Below are 19,681 nucleotides of genomic sequence, written 5' to 3' on the forward strand. Positions count from 1 at the left end.
ATGACCGCAACCGGCAAAGGGTTCTCGACCCTGCTCGCGCCGAACCGTCGGACGTTTCTCAAGGCTTCCGGCGCCGCGCTGACGACGACGCTCGCAATGCCCTATATCACGCGTGCGCAGGAAAACGTGCTTTACATCAATACCTGGGGCGGCCCCTGGGAGGAAGCGGCGAAGGCTCATCTGTTCGATCCCTTCACCGCAGAGACGGGCATTCAGATCCGCACGGTTTCGCCCGTTTCCTTCGCCAAGCTTGCTCAACAGGTGCAGACCGGCACCTATGAATTCGACATCACCACGCTCGGCGGCGGCGAGCTGATCCGGGCCGACCAGGCCGGTATCATCGAAGACATCGCCGAGGCGCCGTATGAGGGCGGCCTGTTCCACAACGGCGTGGCCTCGCATGCCTTTGCGACCGTCATTGCCTACCGCACCGACAAGTTCCCGAATGGCGGTCCGCAGAACTGGGCCGAGTTTTGGGACGTGGAGCGCTTCCCTGGCTCGCGCTGCCTCCAGCGCTATCCCGCCCGCGTCCTGCCGCTCGCGCTCCTGGCCGACGGCGTTGCCGTGGAAGACCTTTACCCGCTCGATATCGACCGGGCTTTCGCTTCGCTCGACAAGATCAAGGATCACATCCTCGTCTGGTGGACCGCCGGAGCCCAGTCGACGCAGATCCTGCGCGACGGCGAGGTCGACCTGATCGGCATCTGGCACGGCCGCTACTTCGAAGCGCTGGATGCTGGCGCGCCGGTCGGCATGACCTGGAACCAGGGCCAGATCGACCGCGCCTATTGGGTGGTGGCCAAGGACACGCCGAACGCGGAAAACGCGAAGAAGTTCATCGAATTCGCTACCAGCGCCAAGCCGCTGGCAGGCTTCGTGACGCAGGCGGACTATGGCCCGCTGAACCCGGCGGCGAACGAGTTCATCTCCGCCGAAGACGCCAAGCGTATGCCCACCTCGCCGGAGAATTATCCGCTCACCTTCGAGCAGGATATCGAGAATTTCGGCGCGGATATCGAGGAAGTGGCGCAGCGCTTCGAGGAATGGATCGCAAGCTGATGCGATGATTGCGGGACCTCGGGAAGGGTGATGCCGCTCCTGGCCGACCCTTCTTGAGCCCGCTCCGTCACGCCCGAGCGAGCGGGTGTCTTTTCACCCGAGCAACAAAAAGGGGAGCGGCATGGGAGCCACGATTTCCAGACTTTCTGAAAAGCCAAATCTCTGGCCGTGGCTGCTGCTTGCACCGCTTGCCATCTATCTGGCGATCTTCTTCCTGGTGCCGCTCATCGACGTCGCGATCATGAGCTTTACGGAGCCGCGCCTCTCCATCGCGAATTACCAGAAGGTCCTCACCGGCGCGCTGTATCAGAAGGTCTTTCTCAACACCTTCATGACAGCCGCCCTGGTGACGCTCGCCTGTCTCTGCGTCGGCTACCCGCTCGCCTATCTGATGAACGCCTCCAAGCCGCGCACGGCGATGCTCATCCTGCTGCTCGTCACCATGAGCTTCTGGACCAGTTTCCTTGTGCGGACCTACGCGTGGATGGTGCTCCTGGGCAATAACGGGCCGATCGTCGCCTTCCTGAGAGCAGTCGGCTTTGAAACCCCGCCGCAGCTTCTCTTTACGCGTTTCTCCTCCACGCTCGCGATGGTGCACATCCTGGCACCCTACATGATCATGAACATCTATTCCGTGATGCGGAAGATCGACCCGGTGCTTATCCGCTCGGCCGAAAGTCTCGGCGCGCGCGGCTTCTCCCTCTTCCGTCATGTCTATCTTCCGCTGACCGCCCCCGGCATCGCCAATGGCTGCGTGCTAGTCTTCGTCATCTGCCTCGGCTTCTATGTGACGCCGGTGCTGCTCGGCAGCCCGCGCGAGCAGATGATCGCCGGTCTCATCGGGCATCAGATCGAGGAATTTCTGGCCTTCGGCATGGGTTCCGCCATGGCGATGGTTCTGCTCGCAATCACGCTTGCGATCCTCGCGATCTATCACCGCCGTTTCGGCCTCGACAAATTGTGGGGCTGACATGGACCGCTTCATGCGCCTCATCGGCATTCTCGTCATCGTCTTCATCGCCGCGCCGCTTGTCATCGTCGTGCCGATGTCCTTCTCCGATGCCCGTTCACTCCAGTTCCCGCCGCCAGGCTACTGGCTCGGCTATTACCGGGCTTATTTCTCCGACATGAACTGGCTGCTGCCGACCTGGAACAGCATCCTGATCGCCACCGCCACGACTGTGCTCACGATGGCGCTCGTGGTGCCCGCCACCTTTGCCCTGGTGCGCCATCGTTTCGCCGGAAAGAGCTTTGCCGATCTTATGATGCTGATGCCGCTGGCGGTACCGCATATCGTCATGGCCGTGGGGTACTATTCCTTCCTGGGCGACCTGCGGCTGGTGCACACTCATTTCGGCGTCGTGCTCGCGCATACCTGTCTTTCGGTGCCGATCGCCTTCCTGGTGCTCTCGGCCAACCTGAAGGGCTTCGACCGCAATCTGGAGCGTGCGGCCCAGAGCCTCGGCGCCAGCCCGGTGCAGACCTTCATCCATGTGACGCTGCCCATTCTCCGGCCGGGCCTCCTGATCAGCGCACTGTTCGCCTTCATCCAGTCCTTCGACGAGACGGTGGTGGCAATCTTCATCTCCGGCCGCAATGCCGAGACGCTGCCGCGCAAGATGTTCGACAGCATCCGGCAGGAGGCTGATCCGGTGATCGCCGTGATCTCCACCCTTCTCTTCCTTGCCGTGCTCGTGGCCCTGGTCGCGCCCTTCGCCTGGCGCGGCCTTCGCAGCCGCCTTGCGGAGAGTGCCCCGCGCTCCGCGTCACCCGCCGGCCAGTAACGCCAGGATCCAAGATGCATCAATATCTTCAGCTCAACGGAATTACGAAGACCTACGGGGATTTCACCGCCCTCAAGAAAGTGGATCTCACGATCGAGAAGGGCGAGTTCGTCACCTTTCTTGGTCCGAGCGGATCCGGCAAGACCACGACGCTGATGATCATTGCCGGGTTCGAGAAGGCGACGGCCGGCGACGTTCTGGTGGAAGGCAAGTCCCTTTCAGGACTGGCGCCGCACGAGCGCAATATCGGCATCGTCTTCCAGAACTACGCGCTGTTTCCCCATAAGACGGCGGTGGAGAATGTCTATTTCCCGCTGCAGATGCGTGGCGTTCGCCGAGGCGAGGGCCTGAAGAAGGCCGACGAGATGTTGGCGCTGGTCGGCCTTGGAGGTTTCGGCAAGCGATATCCCAAGGAGCTTTCGGGAGGACAGCAGCAACGTGTGGCGTTGGCCCGCGCACTCGTTTTCGAACCCTCGCTGCTCCTCCTCGACGAGCCGCTCGGCGCCCTCGACAAGAACCTGCGCGAGCAGATGCAGATCGAGATCAAGCGTATCCAGCGCGCGCTCGGCGTGACCACAATCTTCGTCACCCATGATCAATCGGAAGCCATGTCCATGTCCGACCGGATCGTGGTTTTCGAGAAGGGCGAGATCCAGCAGGCGGCGACCCCGCTCGAGATTTATCACAAGCCGCAGACCCGCTTCGTGGCGGGCTTCATCGGCGAAAGCAATCTCGTCCCCGCAAGGATTGGCGACGCCGCGGCCAACCAGGCGGAGAGCACGGCGCTCGGCATCTGCGATTACGCGCCGACTGAATCCGCCGTAACCGACGGACAGGACGTGACCCTGCTGATCCGCCCGGAGCATATCCGTCTTTCGCGCAACCCGATCGAGGGGCGCAAGAATGTACGCATGCAGGTCGAGACCATCGTCAATTATGGAGACAACGCGCTCGTCATCGGCAAGGTCGGCGATCTTCAAATGCGTGTCCGAGTGCTCGGCGCCGACGTGGTCATCATCAAGGAAGGCGAGGAATGCTGCATAAGCTGGCAGCCTGAAGCCGTCTTCGTCGTGCCTCGCTAGGCATCTGAAGTCGTGGATCACCCGACAAGCGGCAGGCAGGCGAGAGCTTGCCCGGCCAACATCTGATCAGGAGGAAACCCATGAACGAAAACGCTACCGGGCCTGCGGAACTCATCACACGCTTCGGCGTCGGCCAGCGCATGAGCCTAGCAACGGTTTTGAACGGCACCGGCTATTTTGCCGTCACACCCGAGGCGCCTTATGACGGAAAGTTGAGCACGGCTGAGCAGACTCGACAATTGCTCGCCAAGGCAGAGGCGCGCCTTGCTCAAATCGGCAGCGGCAAGGATCGGCTTGCATTCGTTGCGATCGTCCTCGCCGATATGGCCGATTATCAGGCCATGAACGCGGTATGGGACGAGTGGGTGGCGGATATCGAGCCGCCTTCCCGCGCCTGTTTCGAGGGTCGCCTCGCCAGTCCCGACCTCAAGGTCGAGATGATCATGGTTTCTGCGGTGTCGTAGCGGAAAGAGCGCTCTGGCGGACGCTGCCCGCGTCCGCTCCTGATCGTAAGCCGGTTTTCCGATCCGTCTGGAGGGAGCGTGACTGCCGCTTCCTTATGCTCCGAACTTGACCGAGGGATGCGTCAGCGCAGTCATGATGCCGCGCAGTTCGGCAAGGCCCTTGAGACGGCCGATCGTGGGATAGCCAGGCTGGCCCTTGCGCCCCAGATCGTCGATGATGTCCTGGCCATGATCCGGTCGCATGGGGATCTGGTGGTCGGCGCGTCCTTCGGCTTTGCGGCGGTCCTCCTCTTTCACGATCTCGCCGATCAATGCGACCATGTCTGTATCGCCGCCCAGATGTTCTGCCTCATGAAAGGAGGCAGGGGTGCCGGGGGTCTCTATCGTTACGTTGCGCAGGTGCAGGAAATGCACGCGCGGCGCGAATTCGCGCATGATCGCGGGTAGGTCGTTGTCAGGGCGGGCACCGAGGGAGCCGGAGCAAAGCGTCATGCCACTTGCTGGGCTTTCGACGGCGTCCAGTATGCGGCGATAGTCATCCGCCGTCGACATGATCCGCGGCAGGCCGAGAAGCGGGAAGGGCGGATCGTCCGGATGGCAGCAAAGCCGCATGCCCAGCTTTTCAGCGAGGGGTGTCACTTCCTCCAGAAAGGCGATGAAATTGGCGCGCAGCCGCTCGGCATCGATCGCGTCATATTCGGCCAGGTGACGGCGGACATCGTCTATGGACATGCTCTCGGTCGAGCCGGGCAGGCCTGCCGTCACATTGGCCGCGAGTTGTCTCTTTCGCTCTTCGTCCATGTTGGCGTGGCGCCTCGCGGCAGCCTCCACGACCTCCTCCGTGAAATCGGCAGTAGCCTGCTTGCGCTGCAGGATATGAATGTCGAACGCGGCGAAATCGATCAGATCGAAGCGCATGCAGGTGCCGCCATGGGCTACGCGCCAGGCGAGGTCGGTGCGCGTCCAGTCGAGCACCGGCATGAAATTGTAACAGATCGTTTCGATCCCTCGCGCGGAAAGGTTCCCCAGGCTTTGCTTGTAGTTGGCGATGTGCTCACGCCAGGCGCCCTTCTGCTTCTTGATGTCCTCCGAAACGGGCAGGCTTTCGACCACCTCCCATTTAAGCCCGGACGAGGAGCCGTCCTTCATACGGCCGATTTCCTCCTGGCGCTTCGCGATCTCGGCATCGTTCCAGACGGCGCCGGTGGGGACGTGATGCAGGGCGCTCACCACCCTCTCCACTCCAGCCTGCTTCATATCGTCGACCGATGTGAGATCGTGAGGACCAAACCAGCGCCAAGTCTGCCGCATCATTCCTGCCTTTTCTCAATGGGATCGCGTGTCAGGCGATGATGTCGCCCCGCGTTCCGGAGAATCATACACGGGTGTTGACTAGTATGGAAGTATGGTGGATATCTCAAGAAGGAGGAACGCCGTGGCCGATACTGCAATCAGCTCCAACCGCATCGACGCTCGGGCCGCTATCGCGCCGCAGCTCTATCAGCTGTTGCGCAACCGCATCGTGCGAACGGAGCTATTGCCGGGCGAGACCATCTCGGAGACCGAGATTGCCCGCGCCTATGATGTGTCGCGCCAGCCAGTGCGCGAAGCCTTCATCAAACTTGCCGAGGCGGGGCTTGTGGAGATCCGCCCGCAGCGCGGCACTATGGTCACGCGGATTTCAGCCGATGCGGTGATGGATGCCCGTTTTGTGCGCGAGGCGATCGAAGCCGATGTCGTAAAAATAGTGGCGGAGCGCTCCGACAGGGCCATAGCCGCCGAACTGACAGACCAGATCGCAGGACAGAAGCGCGTTGCGGAGGACGACAGCGAGGGCTTCGTCAAGCTCGATGAGCTCTTCCATCGAACATTGGCGGAGATGGCCGGCAAAGCTTATGCCTGGCGCGTGGTCGAGGAAGTAAAGGCGCAGATGGACCGCGTGCGCTATCTCAGCGTCGAAAAGCTGCATGTGCGCCTCCTCATCAGCCAGCACGAAGCAATCGTGAAGGCCATCGTCGAAGGCGATGTGGCGGCTGCCGAGGCCGCCATGCGCGCCCATTTGCGCGAAATCCTCAAATCGCTCCCGGAAGTCGCCAAGACGCATCCGGAGCTGTTCAATGCCGCTCGATAGCGGCGCAGGCTCAAACAATCATCAAGCCAGGGAGGCATTTATGACTTCGAGATTTAAATCGCTGATGACCGGGATCGTGCTCGCGGCAAGTCTTTCGACGGGCGCGATCGCGCAGGAACTGACGCTGAAGCTCGGTCATCTCGCGAATGAGCAGAACTCCTGGCACAAGGCTTCGCTGAAATTCGGCGAGGAACTGTCGGCGCTCACAAACGGTCGCATTGCCGTCGAGGTCTATCCGAACGATTCCCTCGGCCGCGAGATTGACCTCATCAACGGCATGCAGCTCGGCACGGTCGAAATGACCATCACCGGCGAAAGCCTGCAGAACTGGGCGCCCATGGCCGCCCTTCTGGCGCTGCCATATGCCTATACCTCACTGGAGGATATGGACGCGGTGGCCAGCGGAGAGCTCGGCAAGCAGATCGAGGAGCAGATCATCGAACGCGCGCAGGTGCGCCCAATCGCCTATTTCGCGCGCGGGCCTCGCAACCTGACGGCCAACCGCCCCATCACCACACCCGCCGAGCTCAACCGCATGCGCATGCGCGTGCCCAATGTTCCGCTCTTTGTCGACGTCTGGACCGCGCTCGGCGCGCAGCCGACTCCGATGGCCTTCTCAGAGGTCTTCACCTCGTTGCAGAACGGCACGATCGAGGGGCAGGAAAACCCGCTGGCGCTGATCCAGTCGGCCTCGTTCAACGAAGTCCAGAGCCATGTGAACATGACCGAGCATGTGCGCTCGTGGATTTACCTGACCATTGCCGAGCAGGTCTGGGACCGGCTCTCGGAAGAGGATCAGGGACATGTAATGGAGGCTGCCCGCCGCGCGCAGGAATTCGAGCGCGAGCAGTTCCTGAAGGATGAAGATGCCATCCGCGCCGATCTCGAAGCCAAGGGCATGACCTTCGTTGAGGTCGATCAGGAAGCTTTCGCCGAGGCTGCCCGCGAGCCCGTCATCAATAGCGTGGACGAGGAACTGCGTCCGATCGTCGAGGATCTTTTCAATCGCTGATTCGATAGGGCTGGGTGTTACGGCGCGGCTTAGGCCGCGTCGTCTTCGTAGCGGGAAAGGTTGGAAGATATGCCTTCATTGGCTTTGTTAACCCGGCTGCTGACTGTCATAAGCCGGACGGCGGTGGGCATCGCGTTCTTCGTTCTCATCGTGGTCGTGACCATCCAGATCGTCACACGGAGCTTCGGCCTTTACTCTCCCGTCTGGACCGAGGAGGCGTCCCGCTACCTGCTGCTTTATATGACGGCCTTCGGTGTGGGTTTGTCGCTGCTCACCGGAGAGCTCGTTAACGTCGATCTCCTCCAAGAGGCAGTATCGGAACGTGTCTCTTGGTGGATGCGGCTCTTCGCGGCAGCCTTTACCGCCGTCATCGGCGCGGTGATGATCTTCCCTGCCTGGAGGTTCACCCAGATCGGTGCCTTCCAGCGTGCCCCCAGCCTGCGATGGTCGATGGATTACATCCATGCCAGCGTGCTCGTCCTTTCGGTCCTTCTCTTCCTGTTCGCTCTTTTCCGGGTGATCGGAATGCTTGCCGGCACGGATGACGGACGTCCTCGCCCCTCCGAGGAAAGCTAACCCGATGGAACTTTTCCTGCTTCTCGCCACGTTCTTCGGAACGCTCGCCATCGGCGTGCCGGTCGCGGTCTGTCTTGGCCTCGCTTCGCTGGCCTATATCCTTGCGGCAGGCCTTCCGGTCGTCATTATTCCGCAGCGCATGTATGCCGGCATGGACGTCTTCGTCCTTCTGTGCATTCCCGGTTTCATTCTCGCCGGCAACCTGATGAATTACGGTGGCGTCACCGAACGCATCATCCGCCTTGCCAATGCCCTTGTGGGCTGGATGCGCGGGGGCCTCGCAATGGCGAACGTGGCCGATTCAATGATGTTCGGCGGTATTTCGGGAACCGCTGTCGCCGACGTTGCAGCCACCGGCGGCGTGATGATCCCCGGCATGAAGAAGTCGGGCTATCCGGCCGATTTCTCGGCTGCGATTACCGCGGCCTCCTCGACGGTCGGACCGATGATTCCGCCCAGCGTTCCCATGATCATCGTTGGTGCGCTTTCCGGCATATCGGTAGGCAAGTTGTTTCTTGCCGGTGCGGTCCCGGGCATCCTGATGGGCGTTGCCATGGGGATCACCTGCTACGTCCTCGCAGTTCGCCGCAATTACCCGCGCCAGCCATGGAAAGGCTTTCGCGAGCTCTTTGCCGCATTCTTTTCGGCTTTCTGGGCGCTCGCCATGATCGCCCTCGTCATCGGCGGGCTCATGTCCGGTATCGCGACGCCGACCGAGACGGCAATCGTGGCCAGCATCTACGCGTTTGTCGTCGGCGCATTCATTTATCGCGAACTGCCGATGAGCCGGGTGCCGAAAATCCTCGTCGACAGCGCGATCTCATCGGCAGGCATCTTGGCGCTTGTGGGCTTTGCGAATGTGTTCGGCTCGATCCTCGCCTCCGAACGCATTCCGCAGATGATCGTGAGCAGCGTGCTCTCGATCACCGACAACAAGCTCCTGGTCATCCTGCTCATCAACTGCCTGCTCCTCATCATCGGCATGTTCATGGAGACGATTGCGGCCCTGATCATTCTGTTCGTTCCGCTGCTCGCGCTCGCCACGAGCGTTGGCATCGACCCGTTGCACTTTGCGACGTTCGCGGTTCTGAACCTAATGATCGGCCTGACGACCCCGCCTATCGGCGTCTGCCTTTTCGTCGCCTGCAACATCGCACGCATACCGTTATTGCCGGTGATCAAGGCGATCGTCCCGTTCCTGATCTCCAACATCATCGTTCTGCTGCTGGTGTCTTATTACCCGCCTTTCGCCACATGGCTGCCGAATACGCTGATGGGCAATTAGGAAACCACCATGAAAACGCGCGTCTGCAGGCTCTACGGCAAGGGGGACATCCGCATCGAGGAGATGGAGGTGGCCGAGCCCGGACCGGGCGAGGTGCTGGTGGCGATGGGCGCGGGCGGCATTTGCGGCTCGGATCTCCATTACTACCAGGACGGAGGCTTTGGTCCCATCCGGGTGAGGGAGCCGATCATCCTCGGACACGAGGTGGCGGGTACGGTGAAGGCGGTAGGTGAAGGCGTGGATACCCTTTCGCCCGGCGACCGCGTGGCCGTCAATCCGAGCCGGCCCTGCCATCGCTGCCGCTACTGCTTGGAAGGCTTGCAGCAGCATTGCCTGACGATGCGCTTCTTCGGCTCCGCATTGCGCTTTCCGCACGAGCAAGGAGGCTTTCGCGACCTCATGGTGGTCGACGCCTATCAGTGCGTGCCGGTTACCAATGAGGAGGTGAGCCTGGCCGAGGCAGCCTGCGCGGAGCCGCTGGCCGTCTGCCTTCATGCACTGAACCGCGCCGGCGCAATGGCCGGCAATCTCGCGGGCAAATCGGTGCTGGTCACGGGCGCCGGGCCGATCGGCGCGCTCATTGTAGCTGCGCTCCGGCACGCTGGAGCGGGGCACATCGTTGTCACCGACCTTCAGGACAGACCGCTCGACATTGCCCGGCAGATGGGAGCGGACGAGACTGTCAACGTGCTGTCGGAAGGGGAGAGGCTTGAGGCTTATGCGGCGGACAAGGGCACATTCGACATTGCCTTCGAGTGCTCGGCGGCCGCGCCGGCAATCAAGTCTGCCGTGGCGGCGACGCGCCCGCAGGGCGCGCTGGTTGCCGTGGGCGTGGCTGGCGACGTGCCGGTTCCGCTCAACATGATCGTCGGCAAGGAGATTGCCTTCGTGGGTACCCACCGCTTCACGAGCGAATATACGCAGGCAGTCGGGCTGATCGATGCCCGACGCATCGATGTGCGGCCTATCATCTCGGCCACATCGGATCTGGATGACGTGACCACCGCTTTTGCGCTCGCGGGCGACCGTTCCAAGGCGGTCAAGGTGCAACTTTCCTTCGCTGCCTCAGCGAGGTGATGGCTGCAAGCCTGGAAGACATCCGAGTAGGCCCGCGGTTGCAGCCGCCAGCACGAGATAGCGGCCGAGCGAACTGTCCAGCCGGCGGCGCGAAACGCTATTCAGCGCGATGATGCCCCGTTTTGTAGCCGCTTGAGACTGTACCGTCCGGAAAGCACGCTGCATGAATGGTGGAGATCTTGTTCTCGATCGTTCCGCACCGTTCAGTGCGTTCTATCTTTTCGGTCTGACGTAGGACATCGGCGGTCAGGCGGACGTCTCGTATAGGCTGGGCTTTTATGCCCGGCTCGTGCAGGGCCGGGCGGCGTAGATCTGGATTCATTCCCCAGAGGCGACCTTCGGATCGGGGATGAAGCCGACTCAATGCCAATGCTGTTGCCTCTCCAGATGAAGAAGATCTTTGAGCTAGCTCCTTTGAAGCCGCGTCGAGGTGGGGAGGGACAGCGAATGCCGTCTGGTGTTGAGCCAAACCGGGTTTCTCTGATGCGGCGCCAGGGGACATAATGGCTTTTTTCCAGCTTGTTTTGCTTTGCCCTCGTACACCGGAATTCTACGTCCACTGTTGTTTTTATAAGCTTATATGATAAGCATATGCCTTCTTCGGTGGCGCTCGGCCGCCGTTGTTTTTTCGGCATGTATCCTGAAGGAGTTCTCATGAAGCCTCGCATTGTCCTCACCCGCCCAATGACCGATGCCGTGATGGAGCGTGCGCGCAATGAGTTCGACGCCGTCCTCCCGCCGCCGGGAGGTCTTGACCTTGAATCGACGCTGAATGCCCTAGAAGAACACAAGGCAGAGGGGCTCTTCTTTACCTCCGGCACGAAGCTCGATGCGGCGACGATCGCCCGCATCCCGGCTCACGTGAAAATCGCGGGAACCTGCAGCGTCGGCTACGATCACATCGATGTCGAGGCTGCCAAGGCGCGCGGGCTGATCATCACCAACACGCCGGATGTGCTCAACAATGCAACGGCGGACATGGCATTCCTGCTGATTCTCGGCGCGTGCCGCCGCGCCGCCGAGTATGATCAGATCATGCGCAAAGGCTGGGGCCGCTTCTTCGGCATGCACGAGATGCTGGGTCTCGATGTGAGCGGTAAAACCCTGGGCATCGTCGGCATGGGCCGTATTGGCCGTGCGGTGGCACGGCGGGCCCGCGGATTCGATATGAAGGTTGTCTACCACAACCGCACGCGCCTTGATGCGGATCTGGAGGAGGGCGCGGAATATTATGCCGATCTGAAAGAGATGCTGCCGCGCTGCGATGTCCTTACGCTCCATGCGCCGGGCGGTGTGGGCACCGCAGGCTTGATGAATCGCGAGACCTTTTCCCTGCTCCCGAAGGCGGCCGTCTTCGTGAACACCGCGCGCGGGAGCCTTGTCGATGAGGAGGCACTGCTCGAGGCGCTCGATTCCGGGCAGCTTTTCGCTGCTGGCCTCGACGTTTTCGCCAAGGAGCCGACGGTGGATCCGCGCATCGCCGCTCATCCAAAGGTTTTTCTTGCGCCACATATGGGCAGCGCCACCGTGGAGACGCGGACCGCGATGGGATTCCGTGTGCTCGACAACATCGCCGCGGTGGCTGCGGGTAAACCTCCGATCGATCCGGTCTGAAGCTGAAAGCAGAGTTGAAAAAGGATACGGGGCCGAAAGGCCCCGTTCTCATTTTTGCGGTGTGACGCCGCTCGTTTCGGGCGCGACCAGGAAATCAAAGTCGCACCCTCGATCCGCCTGCTCCACGCGTTCGAGATAGAGCTTCAGGTAGCCTCGTTCGGCTCCTTCATGCGCCGGCGGCGACCAAGCCGCGCGGCGCCGCTCAAGCTCGGCGTCCTCGACATCCAGCGTCAGGGTGCCGTTTTCTACATCGAGCGAGATGATGTCACCATCGCGCACAAGCCCGATCGGGCCGCCGATGGCTGCCTCCGGACTGGCGTGCAGCACGATCGTGCCGTAGGCGGTGCCGCTCATGCGGGCGTCGGAAATGCGCACCATGTCGCTCACGCCCTGGCGGGCAAGCTTCGCCGGGATCGGGATGTATCCAGCTTCTGGCATGCCTGGGCCGCCCTTGGGCCCGGCATTCTGCAGGACCAGTATGTCGTCCGCCTTTACGTCGAGTTCCTCGGAATCGATGCGGCGGTCCATGTCGGCGAGCGAGGTGAAAACCACAGCCCGGCCTGTGTGCTTCATGAGGGCCGGAGAGGCGGCGGACTGTTTGATGATAGCGCCGTCGGGCGCCAGATTGCCGCGCAGCACACGCATGCCGCCGCGAGGATAAATCGGGTTCGAGAAGGGCCGGACGACGTCCTGCTCCCATATATCGGCGGCGTCGATGATCTCTCCGAGCCGCTTTCCGGTGATGGTGATGCAGTCCTCGTCGAGGAGGTGGCGGATCTCGCGCAGGATCGGCATGAGCCCGCCCGCCTTGTGCAGGTCTTCCATATAGTGCTGGCCGGATGGTTTGAGGTCCACCAGCACTGGCGTTTCCTGCCCGATGCGATCGAACGCGTCATAATCGATGCGGATGCCCAGCCGGCCTGCTACGGCAGCGAGGTGGACAAGCCCGTTGGTGGATCCGCCGATCGCGTGCAGCACCCTCAGCGCGTTGCCGAACGCGGCCGGCGTAAGAATATCCGCCAAAACGCGCCCTGATTTGGCAAGAGCCACCGCTTCCACGCCCGTCGCCTCGGCATGGCGGAGGCGGTCGGCATGAACGGCGGGGATTGCGGCGCCGCCGGGAAGCATGACACCCAGCGCCTCAGAAACGAGCGCCATGGTGCTTGCCGTGCCCATCACCATACAGGTGCCCGCAGTAGGAGCGAGCTTGCCGTTGATCTCCTCGATCTCGGCGGCGTCGATCTCGCCGGCCCGGTGCTTGCCCCAGAGGCGCCGGCAATCGGTGCAGGCGCCGAGCCGCTCCCCGCGATGCGAGCCCGTGGACATGGGGCCGGTCACCGTCAGGATAGCTGGAATATTAACGCTTGCTGCCCCCATCAGCAGTGCCGGCACCGTCTTGTCGCAGCCGCCAATCAACACGACCGACTGCATGGGCTGCGCACGAATCATTTCCTCCGTGTCCATGGACATGAGATTGCGCAGGAACATGCTGGTGGGAGCTGAAAACGATTCATGCATCGACAGCACGGGGAAGTCGACCGGCAGGCCGCCGGAAAGCATGACTCCGCGCTTTATGGCGTCGATGAGGTCGGGAACGTTGCGATGGCAGGCATTATAGCCGCTGTAAGTATTGACGATCCCAACGATCGGTCGGTCCAGGGCGCTATCGGAATAGCCCATCGCCTTGATGAATGCCTTGCGCAGGAAGAGCGAGAATCCGGCGTCGCCATACTGGGTCAGGCCGACGCGCATCCCTGTTCTGTCTTTTTCCATTGCCTTCCTCGGCGTTGATTGAAGCCCCGCCCGGGGGCGGCAAAAATGACGCGTCCGGATGAAAGGCTAGTGACAATTGTATGATAACCGCATAATATGCCAATTCAAGATGCCAATCTGCTGAAAACAACGCGAAATTGCGACGCGCCAAATGGGAAGAGGGATGTTGCAGTCGGTGGTGATCGTCGGTGCGGGCCAGGCCGGGGCAGAGGCCGCGATGGCGTTGCGCCAGTTCAAGTTCGCGGGTGAGATCCGACTGATAGGCCGCGAAGCAAGCGTGCCCTACGAACGGCCGCCGCTCTCCAAAGGTTTTCTGACAGGGGATGTGGCTGCCGAGCGCCTCTGCTTCCGCACGGCGGATGCCTATGCCAGGGCCAATATCGAACTGATCCTGGGCCGGGAAGTGCGTGCGCTCGATCCGGCCGAACGTCGTGTGCTTCTCGATAATGGGTACGCGGTCACGTTCGACGCCTGCATTCTTGCGACTGGTTCGGCTGCACGGAGGCTCGATCTTCCTGGCGCTGAACTGGCCAATATCTTCGTTTTGCGCACGATCGAGGATGCGCAACAGCTTCGCCGCGGTCTGGTCCCGGGGTGCCGGCTCGCCGTGATCGGCGGCGGCTACCTCGGTTTGGAGGCTGCTGCGAGCGCGAGGAAGCTTGGTGCGAGCGTTACGGTCATTGAAGCGCTGCCTTCTCTTCTCTCGCGCAGTGCTTCTCCGCTCACCGCCGATGCCTTGTGTCGGCTGCATCGCCGTTCGGGTATCGAGATTTTGCTTGGCGAGGCGGTGAAAGGTTTTTCGGGGGAGCTTTCAGTCGAGTCGGTGATGCTTGCCTCGGGCAGGGCGGTCGCAGCGGATCTGGTGCTTGTCGCCGCCGGCGGCGTAGCCGAGACAGCGCTCGCGCAGGACGCGGGGATCGATTGCGCCAACGGCATTCTTACCGATTCGGACGGGCGGACGAACATTGATGGCATTTATGCAGTTGGTGATTGCGCGAATGCTGCCCAGTATACAGGCGGACCGCATCGGCGCCTTGAGTCGGTGCAGTGTGCTGTGCAGCAGGCGCGCCGGGCTGCGGCAGCGGTTTTGGGATTGCCGCGGCCCGCTCCAAAAGTGCCTTATTTCTGGTCGGAGCAGTTTGGCCTGAAGCTGCAGATCGCCGGCCTCGTGGAGCCGGGTGTTTCGACGCGGGATGAGGTGGTGGGCGATCTCGATGGCGATTTCGCCGTCTATCGTTTTTCCGAAGATGTTCTTCTGGCGGTGGAGGCCTTCAATCGCCCCCGCGATTTCATCCAGGCGCAGCAGCGCATCGGTATGCGTGACGCGGCTTTGCCGGCAGCGTGATTACGGAGCATGATGTGGTAAACGTGCATTTCATTCAGCCTGACAGCACCCGACAGAGCGTTGAGGGAAGTGAGGGCATGACGCTGATGGAAACGGCTCGCGAGGCCGGCATTCCGGGCATCCTGGCCGAGTGCGGGGGAGGGGCGATCTGTTCGACCTGTCACGTCCATATCGCGCCGGAATGGATCGAGAAGGTGGGCACCGCGCCGGAAATGGAGCAGATGCTGCTCGAGCTTGCGCCGGGCAAGGATGAGAGCAGCCGCTTGAGCTGTCAGATCGTCCTCACGCCGGAGCTCGATGGCCTGACCGTCACCGTGCCGGAAGAGCAGTCCGATTACTGATCCTTTCGAATGCTCAGGGGAGGTGTTTGATGGATAGCGAAAACCTCAACCTTCTATCGCTCCAGCCGGGCGACAAGGTCGTGCTCACCGATGGTGCGGTGGTGGAAATAACCGACAATCCGGGCGATGGTGTCTGGGTGTTTGGCCGCTACCTCGCGCATCCCGATGCCGCCAAGGTCGAAGCCGCCGAGGAGCAGCCGATCTTTGCCCAGGATATTCAAGGTGTTCAGCGGTAAAACGGGGACAACCGATGTATCGATGCTTGCCCAACTTGTATGATAAGCCTATTATCCTTCTCCTCTGGTCCTAAAGAGGAGTGTGAGCCCGCTATGAAGGTAATTCAGCCCGCACAAAGCCTGAGCGACAAGGTAGCGCAAGCCTTGCGGGACGAGATCCTAGGTGGACGCTATGTCGTAGGCGAGGCACTGCCTTCCGAATCCGTCATGGCGGGGCTGTTCGGCGTGAGTCGGACCGTTATGCGCGAGGCGGTCTCGCGCCTCAAGGCGGATGGGCTTGTCTCCACGAGGCAGGGGCTCGGTGTTTTCGTCACCTCGGTCAGGCAGGCACAGGCCTTCAAGATCGATCACGATCCGAACGCGGCGGTGGAAGCGATCCTGCCCATCGTCGAACTGCGTCAGGGTTTCGAGGTCGAGGCGGCGGGGCTTGCCGCGAAGCGGCGTACGGACGCGGATCTTGCCGCCATGCGCGCCGCTCTGGACGAGATGGCGGAAGCGATGGCGGAGGGCAACATCCGTGTAGGCGTCGAGGCGGATGTGCGCTTTCATTCCAGCATCTGCGCCGCCAGCCACAACATCTACTATCCAAAGCTTTTTGATACGTTCCGGGACTTCCTGCTGGAGAACATCACCGTTTCGCGAGAGCGCTCCTCCAGGGTCACCGGGCGAGGCAGCGCGGCCCAAGCCGAACACGAGGCGCTCTATCTGGCGATCGAGCAGGGCGATCCGGAAATGGCTCGAATCTGCGCGCGGCGGCACATCGAAAACACCCGGCTGCGTCTGATGGAGAATTCTCAAAAGGCAAATGTCGCGGCGTCTGGCCGTCTGAAGGCGGCAAAGCCTGCTCGTCGCAGCAAGGCGGCACCAAAGGCCGTTGCAACTGCAAAGAAGAAGCAGAAGTAGCGTTGCGTAACTCCAAGGGGCAAGAATGACCAATCTCAGTTCACTGGTCGACCTGAAGAACGGAACAATCAGCCGGGAAATCTTCGTCAACGACGAGATCTTCAAGCAGGAGCTGGGGCAGATCTTCTCACGCGCCTGGCTGTTCATCGGGCATGAGGATCTCGTCCCAAATCCGGACGATTATTTCGTCTCCCGCATGGGCACGGATTCGGTGATTCTGACGCGCGACCGGCAGAACAAGATCAATGTCCTGCTCAACAGCTGCATGCATCGCGGCATGAAGGTGTGCCGCTACGATCAAGGCAACACGCGAGCCTTCACCTGTCCGTACCACGGCTGGAGCTATTCTACGGATGGCCGGCTGGTCGAGGTCCCGGGCGAGCTGGTGGGCGTCCCGGGTTTCGGTCCCTATTATCACGAGAAGCTCGACAAGAAGAATTGGGGCCTCATCTACTGCCCCAAGGTGGTGAATTACAAAGGCACGATCTGGGCCACCTGGGACGCCAACGCGCCCGACTTCCTCGATTATCTCGGTGACATGAAGGTTTATCTGGACGCCGCGCTCGACCATCGCGATGGCAGCCCAGGCGGATCGGAGATGATCGGCGGCGTTCAGAAGTGGCGCGTGAAGTGCAATTGGAAATTCGCGCCGGAAAATTTCATTGGCGATATGTACCACGACATCAGCCACCGCTCGGTGGATCTGGTCGGTATCGGCCCGAGCGGTGGCAAGGGCCGGCGCGACAAGACGATCGGCCGAACCACCGTCTCATTCGACGATCTCGGCCATGGCATCATCGGCACGCTGCCATATCGCGAAGAGTTTCCCTACCAGGAGACGTTCAAGAACCATCCGGAAATCGAGGACTATTTGAAAGAGGTCTACGACCGCCGGCTGAAGAACCTAGGCGACAGGCTGCGTGTGAATACCAGCGTCGGCACGATCTTCCCCAACATGTCCTTCCACGGCCGCCAGCCGCGCACCATCGCCGTCTTCCACCCGATCAGCCCCACCGAGATGGAGATGTGGCGCATTTTCCTCGTCGATCGGGACTCGCCCCAGGCGCTCAAGGATGCGGCGCGCCACTATTACATGCGTTATTCCGGCCCGGGCGGCATGACCGAATCCGACGATCTGGAGAACTGGCAGTATGCCACCGAGGCAAGCGCCGGCCATGTCGCGCGCCGCTATCATTACAATTACCAGATGGGCATGGGCTATGCCGAACCGGTGCCGGAGCTGCGCGGCGCCTGGAACAACGGCGAGTATTCGGAAGGCAACGCCCGCGCCTACTACAAGCGCTATCTCGAATTCATGGAAGGCCGCGATTGGGATGGCCTGATGGCCGCCAGCCGGGCCCATGGGGAGGCGCGCAGCGATGCTTGAGAGCCAGGATGCAAAGCTTCAGGAACTGCTGCTTCAGCGTGAGATCGAGCAGTTCCTGTTCGAGGAAGCTTCTCTCATCGACGAACGCCGCTTCAAGGAGTGGCTTGAACTCCTGACCGAGGACATCCGCGTCTATGTCCCGATCGTGCGCAATGTGCGCTATGACCAGGCGGAGCTTGAGCGGACGAAGGAGTTCAAGGACACCTGCTGGGTGGACGAAGGCAAGGAGACGCTGACCCAGCGGGTACAGCAGATCGCGACTGGCCTCCACTGGGCTGAGGAGCCGCGCTCGCGCACCACGCACCTTCTGACCAATATTCGCCTGGCGGAGATATCGCCGGACCTCTCCGATCCGCGGGAAGTCCAGGTCCGGCTCAATTTCATGCTCTACCGCAATCGCGGACAAGTCGAGACCGACTTCCTTGTCGGGAAGCGCTTCGATCGCGTGCGCAAGGTGGATGGCGCGTGGAAAGTCGCGCGCCGGGAAGTCCATCTCGATCAATCCGTCCTGCTCGCAAAAAACCTGACCACCTTCTTCTGAAGTCCAATAACAAACCCGAGCAGGCCAACTCTGGAGTGGAACGATGAAGCTTTCGAAATTCCTCGCGGGATTGGCCTTGGCCCTCTCGCTTCCCTTTGCCGCCCAGGCGGCAGACGATTATCCGTCAAGACCCATCCGCATCGTCGTGGCCTTCCCGGCGGGCGGGGTCACGGATCTCGCGTCCCGCATTGTCGCCGAAGCGCTGGGTAAGGAGCTGAACCAGTCGGTGATCGTCGAGAACAAGGCAGGCGGCGACGGCACCGTCGGTCTGCTCGAGGTCGTCAAGGCCGAGCCCGATGGGTACACGCTTCTCGCGGGAGGCTTCGGCGGTCAGCTCATTCCGCCGCTCATCAAGTCCAACTTCCCGGTAGACATTCAGGAAAGCCTCACCCTTGTGGCGCGGCCTACCGAGTTTGCCAATGTGCTGGTGGTCAACAAGGACCTGCCGGTCAACTCCGTCAAGGAGTTCATGGATTATGTGAAGGAGCGTCCGGGCGAGCTGAATTTCGGTTCCAGCGGCAGCGCGACGTCGGACCGGCTCACGACGGAGATGTTCATGCAGCACACGGGCCTGAAGCTCACGCATGTGCCCTATAAGGGCGGTGCCGCAGCGCTCAATGATCTGGCGGCGGGCGTGATCCAGGTGATGTTCGGCAACATGCCGCCGGCGCTGGGCCTGATCCAGGGCGGGAGCCTTAAGCCGCTCGCGGTCACCAGTCCTTACCGCGTACCGCAACTCCCGGACGTGCCCACGATGGAAGAGGCGGGCGTCGAGGGGTTCACGATGACGAGCTGGAACGCGATCTTCGCCCCGAAGGGCCTGCCCGAGGACATCCAGAACAAGCTGAGCGACGCTATCGCCAAGGCTGTCCAGCGGCCCGAAACTCAGGAACAGCTGCGCAAGGTCGGATTCGAGCCGGTGGGCGAGGGGTCGAAGGAGTTCCAGGCGTTCTTCGCCAAGGAGCGTGATCGGTGGAAGCAGGTCATCGATACGGCCGGCCTGCAAAACTGATCGGTTGGGGCCGCCTGTAGAAGGCGGGGAGGAGCTGGGCGGAATCCGCCCGAACTGCG

General features: G+C 61.6%; 20 protein-coding genes. 18 read left to right on the forward strand and 2 right to left on the reverse strand.

All coding sequences use genetic code 11. From position 1 onward, the window contains the following. The 5 genes from CHEJ32_RS0118100 to CHEJ32_RS0118120 all read left to right on the forward strand — a co-directional run bounded on the left by CHEJ32_RS0118100 (nucleotide 1) and on the right by CHEJ32_RS0118120 (nucleotide 4,389). On the forward strand, nucleotides 1–1,059 hold the full coding sequence (locus CHEJ32_RS0118100) for an ABC transporter substrate-binding protein (protein ID WP_028035049.1): 1,059 nt from the start codon (nucleotides 1–3) through the stop codon (nucleotides 1,057–1,059). Between the two features lie 121 nt (nucleotides 1,060–1,180). Then, nucleotides 1,181–2,029, forward strand: coding sequence for an ABC transporter permease (locus CHEJ32_RS0118105; RefSeq protein WP_028035050.1), 849 nt, complete (start codon nucleotides 1,181–1,183; stop codon nucleotides 2,027–2,029). A gap of 1 nt (nucleotide 2,030) precedes the next feature. Beyond that, nucleotides 2,031–2,843 carry an ABC transporter permease gene (locus tag CHEJ32_RS0118110; RefSeq protein ID WP_024849797.1) on the forward strand — a complete coding sequence of 271 codons (813 nt, stop codon included), beginning with the start codon at nucleotides 2,031–2,033 and terminating at the stop codon, nucleotides 2,841–2,843. A gap of 14 nt (nucleotides 2,844–2,857) precedes the next feature. After that, nucleotides 2,858–3,925 carry an ABC transporter ATP-binding protein gene (locus CHEJ32_RS0118115; protein WP_028035051.1) on the forward strand — a complete coding sequence of 356 codons (1,068 nt, stop codon included), beginning with the start codon at nucleotides 2,858–2,860 and terminating at the stop codon, nucleotides 3,923–3,925. An 80-nt stretch (nucleotides 3,926–4,005) separates the two neighbouring features. Continuing rightward, entirely contained in the window at nucleotides 4,006–4,389 is a 384-nt protein-coding gene (locus CHEJ32_RS0118120; RefSeq protein WP_028035052.1) for a RidA family protein, read from the forward strand. Between the two features lie 93 nt (nucleotides 4,390–4,482). Here the strand turns inward: CHEJ32_RS0118120 and uxuA are convergent, their stop codons facing one another. Continuing rightward, nucleotides 4,483–5,700, reverse strand: a complete 1,218-nt coding sequence (gene uxuA, locus CHEJ32_RS0118125) for a mannonate dehydratase (protein ID WP_028035053.1) — start codon at nucleotides 5,698–5,700, stop codon at nucleotides 4,483–4,485. Nucleotides 5,701–5,824: 124 nt separating this feature from the next. Here uxuA and CHEJ32_RS0118130 point away from each other — a divergent pair, with 124 nt between their 5' ends. The 6 genes from CHEJ32_RS0118130 (at nucleotide 5,825) to CHEJ32_RS0118155 (ending at nucleotide 12,084) form a co-directional block, all read left to right on the forward strand. Further along, nucleotides 5,825–6,520: a GntR family transcriptional regulator gene (locus CHEJ32_RS0118130; protein WP_245261182.1), complete on the forward strand. Its 696-nt coding sequence runs from the start codon at nucleotides 5,825–5,827 to the stop codon at nucleotides 6,518–6,520. Nucleotides 6,521–6,560: 40 nt separating this feature from the next. Then, nucleotides 6,561–7,532: a TRAP transporter substrate-binding protein gene (locus tag CHEJ32_RS0118135; protein ID WP_051469756.1), complete on the forward strand. Its 972-nt coding sequence runs from the start codon at nucleotides 6,561–6,563 to the stop codon at nucleotides 7,530–7,532. A 78-nt stretch (nucleotides 7,533–7,610) separates the two neighbouring features. Further along, nucleotides 7,611–8,108 carry a TRAP transporter small permease gene (locus CHEJ32_RS0118140; protein WP_156936742.1) on the forward strand — a complete coding sequence of 166 codons (498 nt, stop codon included), beginning with the start codon at nucleotides 7,611–7,613 and terminating at the stop codon, nucleotides 8,106–8,108. 4 nt (nucleotides 8,109–8,112) lie between these two features. After that, nucleotides 8,113–9,393, forward strand: coding sequence for a TRAP transporter large permease (locus CHEJ32_RS0118145; RefSeq protein ID WP_028035057.1), 1,281 nt, complete (start codon nucleotides 8,113–8,115; stop codon nucleotides 9,391–9,393). Between the two features lie 9 nt (nucleotides 9,394–9,402). Next, nucleotides 9,403–10,470: an L-idonate 5-dehydrogenase gene (locus CHEJ32_RS0118150; RefSeq protein ID WP_028035058.1), complete on the forward strand. Its 1,068-nt coding sequence runs from the start codon at nucleotides 9,403–9,405 to the stop codon at nucleotides 10,468–10,470. Between the two features lie 654 nt (nucleotides 10,471–11,124). Then, on the forward strand, nucleotides 11,125–12,084 hold the full coding sequence (locus CHEJ32_RS0118155) for a D-glycerate dehydrogenase (RefSeq protein WP_028035059.1): 960 nt from the start codon (nucleotides 11,125–11,127) through the stop codon (nucleotides 12,082–12,084). A gap of 48 nt (nucleotides 12,085–12,132) precedes the next feature. On the opposite strand, the gene CHEJ32_RS0118160 is transcribed toward CHEJ32_RS0118155, so the two are convergent. Then, complete coding sequence (locus tag CHEJ32_RS0118160) at nucleotides 12,133–13,857, reverse strand: IlvD/Edd family dehydratase (protein ID WP_028035060.1); 1,725 nt, start codon at nucleotides 13,855–13,857, stop codon at nucleotides 12,133–12,135. Between the two features lie 163 nt (nucleotides 13,858–14,020). Between CHEJ32_RS0118160 and CHEJ32_RS25250 the strand changes: the two genes are divergently transcribed. The 7 genes from CHEJ32_RS25250 to CHEJ32_RS0118195 all read left to right on the forward strand — a co-directional run bounded on the left by CHEJ32_RS25250 (nucleotide 14,021) and on the right by CHEJ32_RS0118195 (nucleotide 19,622). Further along, nucleotides 14,021–15,202 (forward strand): NAD(P)/FAD-dependent oxidoreductase, encoded by a 1,182-nt coding sequence (locus CHEJ32_RS25250; RefSeq protein WP_051469744.1) that lies wholly within the window; start codon nucleotides 14,021–14,023, stop codon nucleotides 15,200–15,202. Between the two features lie 23 nt (nucleotides 15,203–15,225). Next, nucleotides 15,226–15,543: a 2Fe-2S iron-sulfur cluster-binding protein gene (locus CHEJ32_RS0118170; protein WP_371179811.1), complete on the forward strand. Its 318-nt coding sequence runs from the start codon at nucleotides 15,226–15,228 to the stop codon at nucleotides 15,541–15,543. A 29-nt stretch (nucleotides 15,544–15,572) separates the two neighbouring features. Beyond that, nucleotides 15,573–15,779, forward strand: coding sequence for a hypothetical protein (locus CHEJ32_RS0118175; protein ID WP_051469745.1), 207 nt, complete (start codon nucleotides 15,573–15,575; stop codon nucleotides 15,777–15,779). A 93-nt stretch (nucleotides 15,780–15,872) separates the two neighbouring features. Further along, a complete protein-coding gene (locus tag CHEJ32_RS25255; RefSeq protein ID WP_051469746.1) occupies nucleotides 15,873–16,682 on the forward strand; it encodes a FadR/GntR family transcriptional regulator in 810 nt (269 codons plus the stop codon). Nucleotides 16,683–16,707: 25 nt separating this feature from the next. Continuing rightward, on the forward strand, nucleotides 16,708–18,069 hold the full coding sequence (locus CHEJ32_RS0118185; protein WP_028035063.1) for an aromatic ring-hydroxylating dioxygenase subunit alpha: 1,362 nt from the start codon (nucleotides 16,708–16,710) through the stop codon (nucleotides 18,067–18,069). Continuing rightward, complete coding sequence (locus CHEJ32_RS0118190; RefSeq protein ID WP_084032852.1) at nucleotides 18,062–18,610, forward strand: 3-phenylpropionate/cinnamic acid dioxygenase subunit beta; 549 nt, start codon at nucleotides 18,062–18,064, stop codon at nucleotides 18,608–18,610. The genes CHEJ32_RS0118185 and CHEJ32_RS0118190 overlap by 8 nt, the downstream gene beginning before the upstream one ends. A 43-nt stretch (nucleotides 18,611–18,653) precedes the next feature. Continuing rightward, a complete protein-coding gene (locus CHEJ32_RS0118195; RefSeq protein ID WP_028035065.1) occupies nucleotides 18,654–19,622 on the forward strand; it encodes a tripartite tricarboxylate transporter substrate binding protein in 969 nt (322 codons plus the stop codon). Nucleotides 19,623–19,681 lie beyond the last annotated feature (59 nt).

The sequence above is a fragment of the Chelativorans sp. J32 genome, from assembly GCF_000518985.1.
Taxonomy (GTDB): Bacteria; Pseudomonadota; Alphaproteobacteria; order Rhizobiales; family Rhizobiaceae; genus Chelativorans.